The sequence below is a fragment of the Paenibacillus camelliae genome (assembly GCF_023715345.1).
In the GTDB taxonomy this organism is placed as follows: domain Bacteria; phylum Bacillota; class Bacilli; order Paenibacillales; family Paenibacillaceae; genus Pristimantibacillus; species Pristimantibacillus camelliae.
On record NZ_JAMBNY010000001.1, the window covers coordinates 644,340 to 662,678 of the forward strand.

Annotated in this window: 17 protein-coding genes; 2 read left to right on the plus strand and 15 right to left on the minus strand. The window is 43.7% G+C overall.

All coding sequences use genetic code 11. The features are described from left to right. Nucleotides 1–8: 8 nt before the first annotated feature. From yqeK to M3180_RS03100, 9 genes are all read right to left on the minus strand, one after another. Nucleotides 9–575, minus strand: a complete 567-nt coding sequence (gene yqeK / locus M3180_RS03060) for a bis(5'-nucleosyl)-tetraphosphatase (symmetrical) YqeK (RefSeq protein ID WP_251665743.1) — start codon at nucleotides 573–575, stop codon at nucleotides 9–11. Continuing rightward, nucleotides 568–1,158, minus strand: a complete 591-nt coding sequence (nadD, locus tag M3180_RS03065; protein WP_340837178.1) for a nicotinate-nucleotide adenylyltransferase — start codon at nucleotides 1,156–1,158, stop codon at nucleotides 568–570. Before nadD ends, yqeK begins: the two co-directional genes overlap by 8 nt. A 34-nt stretch (nucleotides 1,159–1,192) precedes the next feature. After that, nucleotides 1,193–1,483 (minus strand): ribosome assembly RNA-binding protein YhbY, encoded by a 291-nt coding sequence (gene yhbY, locus M3180_RS03070; RefSeq protein ID WP_251665744.1) that lies wholly within the window; start codon nucleotides 1,481–1,483, stop codon nucleotides 1,193–1,195. 64 nt (nucleotides 1,484–1,547) lie between these two features. Further along, nucleotides 1,548–2,411 (minus strand): shikimate dehydrogenase, encoded by an 864-nt coding sequence (aroE, locus tag M3180_RS03075; protein WP_251665745.1) that lies wholly within the window; start codon nucleotides 2,409–2,411, stop codon nucleotides 1,548–1,550. Nucleotides 2,412–2,432: 21 nt separating this feature from the next. Continuing rightward, complete coding sequence (yqeH, locus tag M3180_RS03080) at nucleotides 2,433–3,551, minus strand: ribosome biogenesis GTPase YqeH (protein WP_251665746.1); 1,119 nt, start codon at nucleotides 3,549–3,551, stop codon at nucleotides 2,433–2,435. A 3-nt stretch (nucleotides 3,552–3,554) separates the two neighbouring features. Further along, nucleotides 3,555–4,073, minus strand: coding sequence for a YqeG family HAD IIIA-type phosphatase (locus tag M3180_RS03085; protein ID WP_251665747.1), 519 nt, complete (start codon nucleotides 4,071–4,073; stop codon nucleotides 3,555–3,557). A 156-nt stretch (nucleotides 4,074–4,229) separates the two neighbouring features. Further along, entirely contained in the window at nucleotides 4,230–6,479 is a 2,250-nt protein-coding gene (locus M3180_RS03090) for a transglutaminaseTgpA domain-containing protein (RefSeq protein WP_251665748.1), read from the minus strand. Continuing rightward, entirely contained in the window at nucleotides 6,479–7,705 is a 1,227-nt protein-coding gene (locus tag M3180_RS03095; protein WP_251665749.1) for a DUF58 domain-containing protein, read from the minus strand. Before M3180_RS03095 ends, M3180_RS03090 begins: the two co-directional genes overlap by 1 nt. Before the next feature lie 11 nt (nucleotides 7,706–7,716). Beyond that, on the minus strand, nucleotides 7,717–8,673 hold the full coding sequence (locus M3180_RS03100; RefSeq protein ID WP_432806892.1) for an AAA family ATPase: 957 nt from the start codon (nucleotides 8,671–8,673) through the stop codon (nucleotides 7,717–7,719). Between the two features lie 252 nt (nucleotides 8,674–8,925). Between M3180_RS03100 and M3180_RS03105 the strand changes: the two genes are divergently transcribed. Beyond that, the gene (locus M3180_RS03105; RefSeq protein WP_251665750.1) at nucleotides 8,926–10,020 is read left to right on the plus strand and encodes a hypothetical protein; all 1,095 of its coding nucleotides are present in this window, start codon (nucleotides 8,926–8,928) and stop codon (nucleotides 10,018–10,020) included. Between the two features lie 65 nt (nucleotides 10,021–10,085). Here M3180_RS03105 and spoVAE read toward each other — a convergent pair whose 3' ends face one another. The 3 genes from spoVAE to spoVAC are packed head-to-tail and all read right to left on the minus strand — an operon-like array spanning nucleotide 10,086 to nucleotide 11,952. Further along, nucleotides 10,086–10,439 (minus strand): stage V sporulation protein AE, encoded by a 354-nt coding sequence (spoVAE, locus tag M3180_RS03110; protein ID WP_251665751.1) that lies wholly within the window; start codon nucleotides 10,437–10,439, stop codon nucleotides 10,086–10,088. Further along, nucleotides 10,440–11,456 (minus strand): stage V sporulation protein AD, encoded by a 1,017-nt coding sequence (spoVAD, locus tag M3180_RS03115; RefSeq protein ID WP_251665752.1) that lies wholly within the window; start codon nucleotides 11,454–11,456, stop codon nucleotides 10,440–10,442. Nucleotide 11,457: 1 nt separating this feature from the next. Further along, nucleotides 11,458–11,952, minus strand: a complete 495-nt coding sequence (spoVAC, locus tag M3180_RS03120; protein WP_251665753.1) for a stage V sporulation protein AC — start codon at nucleotides 11,950–11,952, stop codon at nucleotides 11,458–11,460. A 269-nt stretch (nucleotides 11,953–12,221) separates the two neighbouring features. Between spoVAC and M3180_RS03125 the strand changes: the two genes are divergently transcribed. After that, a complete protein-coding gene (locus M3180_RS03125; RefSeq protein WP_251665754.1) occupies nucleotides 12,222–12,632 on the plus strand; it encodes a hypothetical protein in 411 nt (136 codons plus the stop codon). A 921-nt stretch (nucleotides 12,633–13,553) separates the two neighbouring features. Here M3180_RS03125 and M3180_RS03130 read toward each other — a convergent pair. The 3 genes from M3180_RS03130 to M3180_RS03140 all read right to left on the minus strand — a co-directional run bounded on the left by M3180_RS03130 (nucleotide 13,554) and on the right by M3180_RS03140 (nucleotide 18,332). After that, nucleotides 13,554–15,581: a beta-galactosidase gene (locus M3180_RS03130; RefSeq protein ID WP_251665755.1), complete on the minus strand. Its 2,028-nt coding sequence runs from the start codon at nucleotides 15,579–15,581 to the stop codon at nucleotides 13,554–13,556. 63 nt (nucleotides 15,582–15,644) lie between these two features. Further along, complete coding sequence (locus tag M3180_RS03135) at nucleotides 15,645–17,339, minus strand: ABC transporter substrate-binding protein (protein ID WP_251665756.1); 1,695 nt, start codon at nucleotides 17,337–17,339, stop codon at nucleotides 15,645–15,647. 87 nt (nucleotides 17,340–17,426) lie between these two features. Beyond that, a complete protein-coding gene (locus M3180_RS03140) occupies nucleotides 17,427–18,332 on the minus strand; it encodes a carbohydrate ABC transporter permease (RefSeq protein ID WP_432806893.1) in 906 nt (301 codons plus the stop codon). Nucleotides 18,333–18,339 lie beyond the last annotated feature (7 nt).

Genomic DNA, 18,339 nt, shown 5'->3' on the forward strand with positions numbered 1-18,339 from the left:
GATTCCTCCTAAAGATTCATTATGTGTATAAGGTCGTTTCGTGCAGCAAGCGTACCCGGGTAGATGATCCGCTGCTTCTCAACCAATAAAATAATGGTTGCATTAAGTCCAAATAATATAGCTTCCTCTAGGCTTTGATCTGCAAGCCTTCTTGCTTCTTCCACTCCAGGAAAATCACGATTGGGCTCGATATAATCAGCAAGCCATACGATCTTCTCAATGGTGCTCATGCCTGCACGTCCCGACGTATGATAACGGATCGCATCTCTAATTCCCGCGTCCTCTACCCCGTATTGTACCCACGCAACATGATAACCAATCTCGGCATGCCACAATTCCTTATTATACTGCAACAGCTCATTGTCCAGCTGATGGTCTATAATATACTGACGCTGCTGCTCAATGGGCCAATACTTGGCAACATCATGAATAATCGCTGCGAGCTCAGCTTTTTCCGGATCTTCTCCATACTTTTCTGCTAGCTTTCTGGAGGTGCTCATTACACCTTGCGTATGAATCCACCGACGTAGCGGCATCTGCTCTGACACCGAGGTCATAATCTGATTCTTATCCATACAAGCGAAACCTCCTTATATATTGCTCCACTTCATCCGTAACATAATAGCGCAGTGGCAGGCCTTCCTTCGCACGCTTTCTCAATTCCGTTGATGAAATGTCAATCAGCGGCATCGAAGCAAGGGTAAGCTTTTGTCTCCATCGCTCAGGCAGACGAAGAAGGTCTAACGGCTCAGAAGGTCGATTCAGCCCAACAAACCCGATCAGCTGAAGCAGCTCCTCTGCGCGATGCCACTGCGGCAAATCATGGATGCGGTCCGAACCTACAATATAATAAAAATAATGCCCAGCATACTGCTCTAATAAATCCATTACCGTATCAATGGAATAACTTATCCCACCGCGATTCAGCTCAATATCAAGCACTCGGAACCTTGGCTCGTGCTGTGTTGCAAGCTTGACCATCTCAAGCCGCTGCTGTTCTGTAGCAAGCGGGGAATTGGGCTTTAAGGGAGGAGAGGCAGCTGGTATAAACCAAACCTCGTCAAGTGACGCACTTTCCATTGCCCGTGATGCAGCAATTAAATGTCCAATATGAATTGGATCGAAGGTTCCTCCCATAATTCCAATCTTTCGCATCATGCCAGCTCCTTAGATGTATGCGTTGAACAGCCTACTATGGCAGTTCAATTGTTTTGTAATCCTTAGATTCCTTGTATAGGACGATCGTTTTCCCAATGACCTGAACAAGTTCACAGCCAGCCGCTTCTGCCACCTCTTGTCCAATTTCTTTTGGGTCCTCTGCACAATTGTTAAGCACAGACAGCTTAATAAGCTCTCGCTTTTCGATCGCTTCTACAATATGACGAATGAGCTGCTCGTTCGTTCCGCCCTTCCCAATCTGAAAGATTGGAGTTAAATGATGTGCTTCTGCACGCAAAAATCGTTTTTGTTTTCCTGTTAACATAATTATAAACCTCTTTCGTCTCTGTATGTGAAGCCGTAAATTGATATAACGTATTATGACTTGTTTAAGTCAACGCCTGTAGCACTGCTTTGCGCATGACGTCCACTGGAGCTTGTCTGCCCGTCCAATATTCAAAGGCATAAGCGCCCTGGTATATAAACATTCCTAAACCGCCATGCTTCAGACAGCCATGCTGCTCAGCGTCTAGAACAAAGCGAGTATATAAAGGGTTATAGATAAGATCACTTGCAACAGCGCCCGCTTTAAGCCATTCTCCTTGCGCTGGCTGCTCCTCTTCATTAGGATACATGCCTACAGAGGTTGTATTAATAACAACATCCGCGTCATTGCATACTTTCTGAAGCTCCTCAGAAGGATGTACAGCAATCGCTCCGTTATGCTTCAATGACGCTGCAAGCTGCTCGGCTCGATCAATCGAACGATTCACGATCAAGATGCGATCAGGCTTCTCCTTAAGTAAAGCATGAATAATACCTCTTGCAGCTCCTCCAGCACCAATGACCACAATACGCTTACCGTCAAGGGATTCTATCGCTTCCTCCTTCAAGGAGCGAACATAGCCAATGCCATCGGTATTGTAGCCTATAAGCTTGCCGTCACGATTTACAATCGTATTTACTGCTCCAAGCTCCTGTGCATCCTGATCGATCTCGTCCAAAAATCCCATCACATTGAGCTTATGCGGAATGGTTACATTTAAACCAGCTATACCGTACTCTCTTACCTTTTGCATAAAGTCGGCAAGCTCAGTATCCTTGACCTGAAAGGCACCGTAAACAGCGTTCAAGCCAAGCTCTTGAAAAGCATGATTGTGCATCAATGGTGATTTCGACTGAGAAATCGGATCACCGATAACACAATAGAGATCAGCGCCATTGTTTTCTTCCTGCCATCTTTTTAATTCCATTCAAGTCTCTCCCATAATTCATTAAATCATCGAGTCACGCGCCACAACCTTAATGCCTTTCGGTGCGTAAAGATCAATCAAAGCGCCGCGATCACTATTCACTTGTATCCAGCCTAGACCAGAAATATATACATCGTTAAAGCTACCGCGCTTGATGCGAATCGAATGGCGTGTCCATTCTGGCAGCTCCTCCAGCTGTTCTTTAGATGGGCCGCCAAGCAAGCCCCCTTGATGCTCTGCATATAGCTCATCCGCTCGCTCAATTTTAGTACGGTGGATATTCATCGCGTTCGACACATATAGAGTAAAGGATTGTCGCTCTCCTTCCACGAAGTCGAATCGAGCAATGCTTCCCATAAACAAGGTCTGTCCTTCATTCAGCTGATAAACTAGCGGTTTAATTGGCTTTTCAGGAAGCAACGTTCCTAGGAAGCTTCGCGGTACAATCTCTGTCATACGGCTGCTATACACAATGCCTGGCGTATCAATAATCGCTTTACCGTCATCCAGCGGAATGTGAACCGCATCCAATGTTGTACCCGGGTAGCGTGACGTTGTAAGCTCCTGTTCTAAATCACTGTAGTCATTGATTAGACGATTAATCAACGTTGATTTTCCAACGTTGGTAGCTCCAACCACGTAGACATCCTTGCCATCACGATATCGATCAATCTCTTCAATCACTCGTTCAAATCCAATGTTGCGCTTTGCGCTGCAGAGTACGACGTCAACCGTTCGCAAGCCTTCTTTTTTTGCTTGCTGCTGAACCCAATTGCGAATTCGGTTCGTATTAATTGATTTAGGCAATAGATCAATTTTATTAACGACTAACAGGACTGGATTATTACCTACAAATCGCTGCAAGCCAGAAATTAAACTGCCTTCAAAGTCGAAAATATCTACAATATGAACGACTAATGACTTCGTATTGCCTATTCCACCTAACAAACGTAAAAAGTCATCTTGATCAACCGCTACAGATGCAGCTTCATTGTAATGCTTAATTCGAAAGCAGCGCTGACAGATAAGCGGTTCCTTCTCAAGTGCTGCTTCAGGGACAAAGCCTGGCAGCTCTTTATTCTCTGTTTGTATACGAACACCACAGCCAGCGCAGCTAGCATGCTCTGTTTTTTGATTCACTAATTACTCCTCCTCTTGCCATAAGCCACGTTTACGCAGCTTTGCAATCGCAATACGTTCCATTCTGCGATTCACTTTAGTCATAAATCCTTCATCATTCGGTGAGATTGGTGCAACCAATACCGTATGTAGTCCCATACGATTGCCACCTAATACATCGGTCATTAGCTGATCGCCGACCATTAGCGTTTGACTTGCTTCCAGCTGTAGCAGCTCTAAAGCTCTACGGAATGCACGCTGTGCAGGCTTGCGTGCAGCATGAATATAACGCAAGCCTAGCGGAGCAGCAAAAGCCCCTACACGGCTATCGTTATTATTAGACACAATGACAACGTCAATTCCTCTTTGTTTTACGGTTGCTAGCCACTTCACTAGCTCATCAGTAGCAAGCGGAGCCTTCGCTCCAACTAACGTATTATCCAAGTCTGTAATCAATCCTCGAATTCCTTGAGCATACAGCTCATCCAACGGAATATCGTAAATGGATTTTACTCTTAGCTTTGGTAGAAAAACTTCAACCATTCAACGAACTCCTTCGCACTTTGTATCTTACGAATATACCATAAATTCACTTTGTTTCAAAACAAAATCCCGCCCGCATGCTAGGCTTGCGGACGGGTAAATTCGTTGCACACAATCTTCTCTATATATAATAGAAGAAAAAATTTAAATTAGCTACTAGTTTTTACTTCTCCACACCTTTTTCACGCGTTGAATATGTTCTCTTACTTGCTCTACATCCTTACTAGTCATCGAATTTTTACTGTATTGAGCTGCTTCAAACGATACGAGCAGCTGCTCCAGCGTCTGCTTCAGTTGTGGATAGTGCGCTTTCCAGTGCTCGATCATCTCTCGCATCGTCATAGATGTACCAACAGGCAGACCAATTCGCTTACCTTTGTTCAGTAGACGATTAATTTCTAATACAATGATCTGGTTGTCCGTATACGAGATATAGCGGAAGTTCCGCAGTTTAAGCACAACTTGCTTTCTGTAACGAATAAGTGCAAAAGCCGTAACAGCAATTAATAGAAGCGCGCAGCTCCACCAGATCAGATTTCTCTGTGCATCAGTTAAGCTCCAGCCTTCATCAGCCGCTAAAGTATCCTCACCCGATACTGGAGGTAATAACAAATCGCTAAGTAAGTCTACCTCTTCCTCCGCTCCGAACTGTAGCGGCATAGAGAAGCCAGGAGTTGGCTCAAAGCTTACCCAGCCATAGCCATCAAAATAAATCTCTACCCAGGAATGAGCATCTGAGTTGCGAATTGTAAACGTTCCACTCGTTTCCTGTAGCATCTGTTCAATCATATAAGGATTACTTTCGTACATCTCTTCAATATTATTAGAGCCTGCTGTGTACCCGATTACCCAACGAGCTGGCATACCTAATGTCCTTGCCATCATAACCATTGCTGTTGAAAAGTAATCACAATAGCCCTGCTGCAGCTCGAATAAAAATTGGTCAACGAAGTCTTCAGATTCTCCTGTTAGTAGCGAAAGATCCGGCTTATTTGTATATGAATAATTCATACGCAAATGCTGCTCGAGCAGCAACGCCCGTTCATAATCATTCTTTCCTGCCTCCGTCACTGTTACAGCTAGCTCATGGACACGTGCAGGAACGATATCGGGAACGGATAGATACGCCTGCCGCGCTTCCTCATCCTCCAAGCTGGACAGTTCTCCAAACTCAGCCTTCGCTTCCTTCAAGCCTTGCTGATCGATAATTAATGCTTTGGATGCTAAGGTGTAGCTTGTAATCGGAAGATATCGTTCTTGTTCAGCTGATACAAGCGAGGATGTCGTGTCGTTCCACGTATAATCATCAAGTGGATAGTTGTCTGGTAGTAGCTCTATCCGTTGTTCCTCATTCGGGTTGGATGCGTCATATTGCATCTCTGTCAGCATTTGCGGATCGCCGTTAGAAAACAGCGCAAGCTGCTGCTCCTCCCGATGCACGATCACCTTTTGTTCTACGATGGAGTAGTCCGCTAGCGGTTCTGACGGAGGGTCAATCGGGACTTGAAGCCGAATCGACCTCTCAGTGCCAAGCTTGTCATCAATCCAGCCCTTTCCATCATAGAATGCCTTCGTTTCACCCTTCAGGTAGCCTTTATGAGATGTCGTCACCGTTAATGCGGGAGAGTAGTCATAGTTAAATCCACCACCGAGCTGAGAGCTGTCTCTGCTATATCCTGAGCTAGTGTTCAGATCAGGCGTAGATCCCCCTCCATAACCTTTGTTTCCTAAAAAGGCTGGAACTGATTCTCCTTTTGATTTCTTCCATAATGCATAGGGGTCTTCGAGTAGTGGAGGACCATGTGGCAAACTAATCGCGATCATCGTAATGACGGCGAGTACAGTAACAAACGGTACAAAAATAGCATGTGGTCTTTTCATGAGCTTACTAAAAGTACTATGATCTAACGAGCGATAATGCAAAATCGTGTGCCAAAGTAAAAAAATCACAACAAGCAGGATAACATTCATCCAAAGCTTTAACGGTGAGAACGAATCCCGTATCGTAATGATCAGTAATCCAATTGCAAATACAATGATTAGTCTTCGTTTATTTACGACGAATCGTTCCAATAGCAATAAGATCAAAACGACAGCCATCGTTATTTCTATAAAAGGAGAAAGTGTCGGAATGCGCTCAATAAAGCGCTCAACAACTTCTGGTTGCCGGTGCCAGGTTACTCGGAACGTCAGGAATACCGCTATACACAGATCCATCGGAATTCGAAGCATCATCGGTCGTTTAGGAAAGATTAAATTAATCACCGTTATAACACTTAATGTCCAATAGATCGACCGATAAGTATCCTTCCACCAATAGCCTTGAAATACAGATAATATATCAACGATAAATAAAACTGCTAACAACGGAAGCAATCTTAAGAAGTGAGAACCTACGCGATTCATTAGCCCTCACCTCCCGCTGCTGCCGACCAATCCATATGAGCGGATAAGTCATAGAACGGGATGCCAGCATAAGCATACTGTGAAGCTATACGATGCTGCCCTGCGTTCTTGTTGGTGCTTTGTCCACTAAAGAAAACAATCGGCAAAAATCCTTTTTGCTTAAGAACATTAGCAGCTGCCAGCATATCCGTTGTAGCGTCTGAGGTAACAACCATCACCGTGCTTGCTAGCGGAAGCTCTACAACTGCTCGCTGCAGCAGTAAGCTGAGCGGACGCTCTCCATCTGGCTCAACCGTAACCAAATGCTTCATCGCTTGCCAATAGCCCGACGTTCCGTGAAATTGACTACTGCTCCAAAGCTCCTTGCCTGGCGACAGTAAAGTAAATAGCTGTTGCTGCTGCATGCCGTATTGAAGCAACGATGCGCTGATTGAAACTAATGCCTCAAAAGCATCGTCCTCTAATGAACTTGAGGGTTTTCCTGAGGGCTTTCCTAGATAACGATCCAGAATAACAATCCCTTTCGGCATCGCTTCTTTTTCAAAATCCTTGGATTTCCATTGACCTGTACGAGCTGTCGCGTTCCAATGCACGCGACTTAGACGGTCACCATGTACATAGTCTCGAATGCCACTCTGCTGATTACTCTCTTTCGCATATCGATCCTTGGAATGAAGGTGAAATTGCCCCTTTCTTCCGCTAAGAAGCTGCTCCCAATTTACATTATTTAGTATACGGGGCAGCACTTGAAGCTGATTCTCTTGCTTCAACGTACGCTTGAATTCAACCAAGCCGAACACATCAAAGGTCGAGCAGCTAAGCTGCTTAAAATGATATATGCCCCGCTTCATGTTTTTAATCTGATAGCCCCATTCCATCTCTCGAAATAAATTAGGAATTACAAGCCCTTCATGCGGAACAATATGACCGTTATGTCTAATTAACGTATCTTCAATCTTCATATATGGCATCGGTATAAAGCTACGATGCTCTAAACGTACAGTAATGTTAATCGTTTGTCCTGCCATAAACTGCTGGTCAATAGAGCCAATCGTTCTTGAACCTGACAGCTTTCGCATACCTAGTACACTAACGAGCAAGAGATATAGTAATAACGCGTTCAGTATACCGAACAATAGGACAGAGCTGCGCCCCCCTTGAAATAAATAAAATAACAAGCTTGAGCTATAACAGGTTAGCAGCATGAACCATTTTACTTTTGACATTTGCCTGCCCCCTATCTAAGCACAGATAGCGGAATGGGGGTTGATTCCAGCAGCTGCATTAGCACTTGTTCCGTAGTTACTCCTTGCATCCTTGCCTCCATACTAGGCAGCACACGATGACCAATAATATGCAGAAAGAGCTCCTTTACGTCATCTGGAATGACATATTCACGCTTATGCAAAAAAGCGCGAGCGCGAGCAGCCTTCGCAAGGGAAATGGAAGATCGTGGGCTTGCTCCTAGCCGTAAATGAATATGATCTCGTGTCGCCTGAATGAGCGACATCAAATAGGATGCAACAGAATGATCAAGGTGAATAGCATCAACGTATTCTCTTATTAATAGAAGCTCATTAATCTCAATACATGGGGTAATATGATCTGATGGATGAATGCGATCTATGTTTTGAACCATTGCCATTTCATCTTTGGCGGATGGATAGCCAAGCGACAGCTTCATCATAAAGCGGTCTAGCTGCGCTTCTGGAAGGGAATAGGTGCCTTCAAATTCGATTGGATTTTGCGTGGCCAATAAAATAAATGGCTCTGGAAGCTTATAGCCTTCTCCATCTACTGTTACATAGCCTTCCTCCATCGCTTCAAGCAGTGCGGATTGGGTTTTCGTGGTGGCTCGATTAATTTCATCGGCAAGCAGCACATTCGTATGCACTGGTCCGCTACGGAACACGAACCGCTGCTCGGCGGGATGAAAGATCGATACCCCCGTAATATCGGTTGGAAGTAAATCCGGATTACATTGAATTCGTCGGAATTGACCGCCTAAAACGGTTGCGAGTGATTTCACAAGCTGCGTCTTACCTGTGCCTGGAACATCTTCTAGCAGTACATGGCCTCCAGCTAGGACCGCTATCATTAATCGCTCAATTTCACTTTCTTTTCCGAGAATAGCTGTGCTTAATTGCTGCAACATTTGATTACAAGCCTGCATGGCAATTGAACGATTGTTCATAAGATTTCCTCCTACATCTAATCTTTCAAGGCGCTTATTCATGGCTGTATATTCCAATTATAGAGCAATTAAATAGCGATATATATCAAAAACATAGCAATTCTGATTTATTGTAATTAGTTACAATTTCCTTTGTTACTTTGTCTAAATGTAAACCCAGCAATATGTACAGACTAGGTAGATGCACAGATTTCAATTTATTTAATACTATGTAGTATTCCTCGAAATTTGAAAAGAAAGGTGTGTGAGCACTTGTCACAGCTACATTACTTTTTAACAGGCAATACAGCACAAGGACATATGAGTCTCATCCCTGAAGCATTAAAATCGATCCAATATTTATGCATTGTCGATGGACCTTATTTATCTGACAACAGTGTAATTATGCAGCGATTTTACGAGTCGTTAAAGGACGAAGGTGTGGAGCTCGAGCTGATACATCACCCCTCTGATCCCGATCATCTGCAAGGAATAATATTTCCTGCGATTAATTTAGCGATATTAAGCTCAACACCACCCAACCGAATATTGGCAGAAAAGCATCAGGAATCTGTTACTACGTTGAATGTGTATGACTTTTACAATATGGAAGTCATTGATGCACAGCGCGCTGCCCTTGATGACTTAACGGTTCGCATTACGGAATTGCATCAGGAAGCATACAAAGGCTATGCCCAGGCACTGAACATACATGATGAATGGGAAAAAATATATATTGATCAAAGCAGCTTTAAAGCGGCCAATGCTTTTGCTGAGCAGCTGATGCATAAGCTACTCCCAGATCGTGAACCACGTGGTCGCTCATCAGATACGAAGTACCGCTTTCTTGGAGCCGCGACGCCAAAAGGAGCTGTTGACTTTGTTCCAGAGCTAACGTTGGGGCTTAAAAGGTATTTAATTAAGGGTAGACCCGGCTCTGGAAAATCAACGCTGCTGCGCAAGCTTGTGGCACGCGGCACTGAGCTGGGCTATGATCTAGAAATTTATCAGTGCGGACTAGATCCAAAAAGCTTAGATATGGTCATATGTCGTGAGCTTGGTTTTGCTATTTTCGACAGCACCGCTCCGCATGAATATGAACCTACTTTTGATACGGATGAAATCATTGATATGTACGAAATTTCGATTAATCCAAGTACAGATGATCAATTCAAGGATGAGCTAGCGGAAATATCAGCACGCTATCGTGAGCAAATGAAGCAAAGCAATAAGCTGCTTAAAGAAGCAGAAGTGCTAGAGCATAAACGAGCAGAGCTGACACAATCAGCCTTAAACATGGATAGCCTTAACCAAGCTGAGAATTTGATCGTACAAAGCATTAAAGCCTTCATTAATAGGAGTAAATAATAAGAAAGGTCAGATCACCAATGAAGTGCTCTGACCTTTAATTATTTTTCAACTCGTCTGCATCATTAACCCTTTGGCTTAACAATTAGCGCTGCTAAAAACGAGAAGATAATGGCAGAGGAAATCCCCGCACTCGTTAGCTTAAATATTCCTGAGATGACACCAATCCATCCGGTTTCCTGCAGCTCAGTCAATGCGCCGTGCACCAAGGCATTCCCGAAGCTTGTAATAGGAACAGTTGCGCCTGCACCAGCAAAATCGACTAATGGCTCATACCAGCCTAATCCATCAATAATTGCTCCTGCAACAACAAGAATAGACATCGTATGACCGGGTGTTAGCTTTGCAACATCAAACATAAGCTGGCCAATGACACATATAAGCCCACCTATAATAAACGCCCACACATAGATTAGCATTTATTCCACCCCCTTGCCCTTTAATGCAACGGCATGAGCGATACAAGGGATGCTTTCGCCTTGCTGGAAAGATACTGGACTAAGCAATGCTCCGGTCGCAACGATAAGCACCCGACGCAGATGCCCTTTATTAAGCTCATCGATAATATGGCCATAAGTAACGACGGCTGAGCATGCACATCCACTACCACCTGCTTGTACGGGTTGGTTAGCAATGTCATAAATCATTAACCCGCAATCATTAAATTGAGTTGTTTGAATAGGCACCTGCTCTTTCATGAGTAGATCAGTTGCAATTGGATGTCCAACCGATGCTAGATCTCCCGTTACGATTAGATCATAATCCTTCGGTGTACGATTCATATCATTCAGATGTGCGATGATCGTATCAACAGCTGCTGGTGCCATGGCAGCGCCCATATTAAAGGGATCAGTGATCCCAAGGTCAATCACTTTACCAATTGTCGCAGCTTCAATTGCGGGGCCATCTCCATCTAAAGCTACAACGGCCGCACCTGCACCTGTAATCGTATATTGTGCAGTAGGAGGCTTTTGTGCACCATACTCTGTAGGATAGCGGAACTGCTTCTCAGCTGTACAGTTATGACTGCTCGTAGCAGCCATGCCTTTTTTAACTGCGCCTGTACTAACGAGCTGTGCAACGATTGCTAGAGATTCCATTGAGGTGGAGCATGCCCCGAATACACCTAAGTATGGAACGCTTAATTCTCTGGCAACGAAGGTGTTGCTAATAATTTGATTAAGTAAGTCTCCACCTACATAGATCTGCAGGTCATCCTTAGTAAGATTTTTTTTGGAGAGTGCTAAGGATGCAGCCTCTGATAGCAGCTGCCGCTCTGCCTTTTCCCATGTTTTTTCATTAATATCAAGTGAATCATAGCATTTATCGAAGGTATCCTTCAGCGGCCCTTTTGCCTCATCGGGACCAACAACGGTTGCAGTACTAATAATGTGAGGCTGCCTTTGAAATTTCCATGTTTGTTGACCCGTAAGCATGTCAATGTCCTCCTATTCCAAATACGAAATAAACGATCCCTACAAAAAACGCGGCAACGGTACCAAATACAATGACCGAGCCCGCTAATTTAAACATATTGCTGCCTACGCCAAGGACAAGCCCTTCACTTCGATGCTCAAGAGCAGCAGAGCATACAGAGTTTGCGAATCCAGTTACAGGAACTGCTGATCCTGCACCAGCAATCTGCGCAAATTTGTCGTAAATACCAAGCGACGTTAAAATAACCGAAATCAAGATTAAGGTAGCTACCGTTGGATCAGAAGCCTGCTCCTTTGTCATTTTGAACGCAAACATGTAAAATTCAGTAACGCCTTGGCCGAAGCAGCAAATAGCTCCACCAATGAGAAAAGCTCTGATGCAATTTTTCAGTAGGCTTCGAGGCGGTTCTTTTGTTTTAGCAAAGTTTTGGTATTCTACAGCACTTAAATTGGATTTTGAGTATTTTGTAGGTGGTTTTCGTTTTTGTTTACTCATATTTACCCTCCTTGCTTTCACTCTTATTGTTTACCACTTAAAAAAATCTATGTAAAAAAAGATGCTGCTCCGTGAGATGGAACAGCATCTAAATTAAAGGGTTGTATATAATTGCTACAAAAAAAGTTTTACACGATGGTATTGTTTCCAGTTTTTGGTTTTTCGTTCACTGCTTCGCTTGCGTCTGCTGTCATAATCTCTACTGGCTCAGTAACAAATATCGTGTACAGCTCGTCTCAACATATATAACAAATGTAAAGAGGTCACTTATGCCGATCAAAACCTTTATGTCTTATGTTTATCACCCATTTTTAAGTCTTCTGTGTATGTCCTTTTTATGTATGGCAACTGTTCTGATGCTTGATGATCTTAATTATTCATTGCAGTCTTTTTCTGTTAATGATTCAATTCTAATGTTGTTATACAGCGCTTTATTTATGCTTTATCCAATCCTTGTTACAGCCTTTGCACTACCTTCATTAATGGTGGATTACTTCCAGGTTAAATATTGGGCTCGCACCGTATGTTTTATTGTACTGGGAGTAGTATGCATGTTTCTCAATACGATTCTAAGCGACTACGGCTTCCTATATGTCGTCATTGCCATCAGCTTTTCGGTGGTTGATTATTTCGTCCATAAATACCAACGTCGTTCCGCGCGCAATAACCATCATCGCTGAACATTCAGCGTTCCGCACAAATACCTCCATCGCTGAACATTCAACGTTACACACGAATACCTCCATCGCTGAACATTCAACGTTACACACAAATACCTCCATCGCTGAACATTCCTGCGGAATGAGGCGCTGATAGAGGTATTGTGCTTCACTGAGGCTTTATTCTTCTTTCGCTTATACTGAGATGTTTTCTTGTTGGACGAATCAGGTTGTTGCTGAACATTCAGCGTTCCGCACGAATATCTCCATCGCTGAACATTCCTGCGGAATGAGGGGCGCTGATGGAGGTATTGTGCTTCACTGAGGCTTATCGACTAAACTGCAGCACGTTACTTCGTAATCAAAGTCGGATATTTGAACTCCCCCTTACAATGAAGGTTCAAATATTCGGCTTTCAGGACCAAGAAGATGGAGCGCTAGTAGAAAACAAGTAGCGCAGCGTACGTTTTTGGTACGTGAGCAACGGAGTTTTCGCTAGCGCTCCATATTCGACGTCGACTAAACTACACCGCGTTACTTCGTCATCAAAGTCGGATATTTGAACTACCTCTTACAATGAAGGTTCAAAACGTTCGGCTTTCAGGACCAAGAAGATGGGGTAAAACTAGAAAACGAGGAGCGCAGCGTACGTTTTTGGTACGTGAGCACCAGAGTTTTCGGTTGAACCCCATATTCGACGTCGACTAAACTACACCGCGTTACTTCGTCATCAAAGTCGTGCGTTTTGAACTTCCCCTTACAATGAAGGTTCAAAACGTTCGGCTTTCAGGACCAAGAAGATGGGGTAAAACTAGAAATCGAGGAGCGCAGCGTACGTTTTTGGTACGTGAGCACCAGAGTTTTCGGTTGAACCCCATATTCGACGTCGACTAAACTACACCGCGTTACATCGTCATCAAAGTCGTGCGTTTTGAACTTCTGCTAATACCTTTTAATGATCATTACGCCTTTTTGAGGTACTTGAACCTCCCCACTAACCTCCCGATCCGTTAGCAGATCGACACCTGCGATACTTCCCAAATTCACTTTAGCTTCTTCGGCATTATGATTAAGCACGAACAAGTAACGATGCTCGCCTTTTACTCGCTCAGTTACCTCTACTCCAGCTACAGGCTCAACAAGCGGCTTAATTCCACGCTGGTCGATGATTGTTTCTACGAGGTCAGAGAGGAATGCATCGTCTCCATTCGTAGCAACATACCATGCATCTCCTTTACCAAATGCATTGCGAGTCAGCGTCGGCATGCCTTTATAGAAATCTGTACCATACGTGGCAAGCACCTCTGCACCCTCACTATGGATGAGGTCACATAGGATGTTGCACGAATAAGTTCCGTTCAATTTTCCGTATTGCTCATTCATGACGATTTCATTGCTTTGCGATGGTAGCAGTGCATCGATTTCCTCTGCCCAAATGCCTAGCACCTTGCGCAGCTCACCTGGATATCCACCAATCGTTACAATATCATTCTCATTAACAATCCCGCTGAAGAAGGTTGTAATAAACGTCCCACCACCAGCAACAAATGCTTCAACCTTTTCTGCGAAGCCAGGCTTCACCATATACATGACCGGAGCAACGACGATTTCGTATTTATCGAATTGCTCTTCTACGCTTATCATGTCTGCTTGAATATTATGCTTGAAGAATGCATCATAATAGCGATGAACTTGATCAACATATTTCAAATCGATCGTTGGGCCGCTCGTTAGATCAAGTGCCCAACGGTTTTCCCAGTCGTACACGATACCAACCTTAGATTGATGGCGTGAATCTAGCAGCTCATCTCCTAGCTTAACAAGCTCATTGCCAAGCTCCGTCACTTCACGGAACACACGAGTATGCTCATGTCCAACATGCTCGATTACTGCTCCATGATACTTTTCGCAAGCACCGATCGAGCGTCTAAGCTGGAAGAACATTACCGTATCTGCACCATGCGCTACCGCCTGATAGCTCCACAGTCGCATAACTCCTGGACGCTTTAAGGAATTGTACGGCTGCCAGTTTTGCTGGCTCGGTGTTTGTTCCATTAGCATGAACGGCTGTCCGCCTTTTAGTCCACGCATAAGTGCATGGGACATTGCCGTAAAGCTAAACGGAGTATCTAAGGATGGGTAGTTATCCCAAGAAACAACATCCATTGCTTTCCCCCACTTGAAGTAGTCCAGCTCAGGGTACGTTCCCATCAAATTCGTTGTAATTTGAACATCCTTAGAATGCTGACGGATAGCATCATATTCGAGCTTAAAGCATACTAGCAAACTATCAGATTGGAATCTGCGGTAATCTAGTGAAATCGTTTGGAAATTCGTACGATTGCCTGCCCATTCCTCACTAATCGCGTTCGGTGGAACGATTTCTGCCCAATCATAGAATGTATGCCCCCAGAATGACGTGTACCATGCTTTGTTCAATGCTTCGATCGTTTGATAACGCTCTTTCAGCCAACCGCGGAACGCTTCAGCACAATTGTCACAATAGCAGTAACCGCCATATTCATTGGAGATATGCCAGACGACTAATCCCTCGTGCGAGCTATAGCGTTCTGCCAAGCGAGAAGCCAGCTCTACGGAATATTTACGATACGTTGGGCTATTCGGGCATGAATTATGCCTTCCGCCAAATTTACGCTTACGCCCTTCATAGTCAACACGTGTTACATCAGGGTAACGATGAGCCATCCATGCTGGATGGTGTGCTGTACTTGTTGCAAGACAAATATAGATATTATCATGAGTCAATCGCTCAATGATAGAGTCAAGGCGTGAAAAATCATACGTATCCTCCGAAGGCTGTATCGCAGCCCACGAAAAAACGTTCACCGTTGCAATATCAATATTCGCAAGCTTAAACATGCGAATATCTTCTTCCATAGTTGCAGCATCCCACTGCTCAGGGTTATAGTCGCCGCCATACCATAGCTTAGGCAATTTATCATTAATCATCTTATCTCTCCTCTTAATACAGCGAAGAGCCCATCGCTGGGCTCTTGCCTATAAACTATGCTATTACTTAGACCACATTTCAACGCGTTTCTTAATAAGCTCTGAATATTCAGCGTTCATTTTAGCTACGTTGATTTTATCTAGCTCAGCCATGAACTCATCATATACTTTATCAAAGTCAGCTGGATCAGCTAGAATCGCTTGTGGAATATATTTCTTCATAATGTCTTGAGATTTTTGGAAGATAACGTTAGCGTCAGAAGCAGTATCGAAGTTAATTGTCCAACCTGCACCGTATGCACGCTCTTTGAATGCATCATCTGCTGGCCAGAAATCTTTGTATACTGTTTTTCCGTATGCAGCAAGAGTTTTCTTATCTGCTTCGGAGTATTGAGCAACAATTTGGTCTGGGAAGTTTGTAGTGAAGTAGTTGCCTGTAGAATCAAGCACACCATCACCATAACGAGCAGACATAAAGTAGTTACCAATACCTGTTTGCTTTTTGAACGTGTTGTTGTCATTTACTTTCATATCTAGAACTTCAGGAATGATTACACGTTTACCGTCTTCCACAGTATAGTGTTGACCTTCAATACCCCAGTTTACAAGAATTTGACCTTCTTCAGAAGCTAGGTAGTCTAGGAATTTAATGATACGAACTGGATCTTTTGCATCAACTGTAATACCAATACCATAGCTCGCTAGGTAACCAGTACCCATGAACGAAGCATCTTGATAGCTTTCGTCAAGCGTTACAGGGAAGTTTGCATACGTTTGTTCGAACTTGCCTTCAGCTTTCAATGCGTTTTCAGCTTCAGCATAATCCCAGTCTTGGTCGATAATACCTAGTACGCGACCAGATGCAATTTTAGATTTATATTGATCGTATTTTTGAACGAAAGACTCTTTGTCAAGCAAGCCGATATCGTTCATATGGTTCAACCAACGGAAGTACTCTCTTTCTTCAGGACGTTGGTAGTGCATAATAACTTCATACGTGTCTTGGTTAACATAGAACTCACCATCATCTGGTGCACCTGTTGCATAGAACGCAGGGTTTGTAACAGAGATAAGGATCTGCCACTCACCACCATTTAGAGATAGACCAATACGAGGTTGACCATCCTCAGTTGTTGGGTTTTTCTCTAGGTATGTTTTAATTGCATTTTCGTAGTCTTTTACAGTTTTAATTTCTGGGTAACCAAGCTCTTCAAGCACTTGGTGCTGAATTTGGAAGCCGCCGCCAGCATCAAAGTATGTTTGACCAACACCATCAAGCGGAAGAACATAGATGGAATCGTCTTCTGCACTGTGAACAAGACGGTTGATATACTCACCATATACTTTCATGATGTTAGGTGCATGCTCTTCAAGCAATGGACGAAGATCGATTAATGCACCCGCATCAACTAGCTTGTTCACATTACCTTTAGGCATAACTAGATCTGGATACTCATCACTTGCAACCATAAGTGCGAACATATCTGCATCAGAGCCGCCAACAGGGAACTCCTGCTCGATCGTAATACCTGTTTTCTCTTTAATGAACTTACCGATATCACTTTGCATGTTATCCCATTGCGGGTTTGCATCTCCAGATGCAAGGCGAAGCGTCATTGGTTCAAGGCTAGCTTCTTCACCAGAATTGCTGCTGCCTGAGTTTGTTGAACCTGCATTGTTGCTGTTGTTGCCGCAAGCTGCCAAGAACAACATTGTCATAACTAGCAGCAAGCTTAGACCCAATTTTACTTTCTTCATGTTAGTGCCTCCCTTTTTATGTGTGTTTGTATATTATGAGATGCTTAGCTTTAGGTCAAGCATCTCAGTAATATCAATGAAGCTTGATTAGCTTTTTACTGCTCCAAGAGTCATCCCTTTAACAAAGTATTTTTGAAGGAATGGGTAAACGACTAAGATCGGAACAGTTACAACGATAGTAATCGCCATTTTAATGGACTCCGGAGAAACGGATGCAATGGCTTGCTGTGCATTCGGATCACGGTAGTTTGTACTCGATGAGGTAGATTGTAGAACCTTCATCAGCTCATACTGCAACGTCGTTAATTCTGGACTACGACTGTTGTACAGATACGTATCAAACCAAGCGTTCCAGTGTCCTACCGCAACGAACAGTGCGATAGTAGCCAATACTGGCGTACAGAGCGGAAGGATGACCTTCCAGAAGATTACGAAGTCATTGGCTCCATCCAGCTTAGCAGATTCTTGCAGCGCAAGCGGCAAGCCGTCAATGTAGGAGCGAACAATAAACACGTTCCATACACTTAATAGTGCAGGCAGTAGATAAACCTCGAATGTACCAATTAGGCCAAGGTGACGCATAAGCATGTAGCCTGGGATTAATCCGCCAGAGAAGTACATCGTTGTCGCGAATAACGGTGACATCCATTTACGAGCTTGGAAATCTACGCGGCTAAGCGTGTAGGCAAGCATCGAAGCCGTTAGTACACCGATCAAAGTACCTAATACGGTACGAATGACTGTGTTTTGTAAACCAGTTAATAATGTGTCATATGCAAAAATGGTTTTATAGTTTTCAAGTGTGAACTCACGCGGATAGATCGAGATCCCGCCGCGAACGGTATCAACGGAGTCATTAAATGAAATCGCTAATACGTTAAGGAATGGATAAAGCGTTACAATACCTACGACAATCATGAAGAGGATATTGAATACATCAAACGATTTATCCCCAAATGAGCGTTGATTCAACAGACCTTTTTGTGTACTCATCGTTATC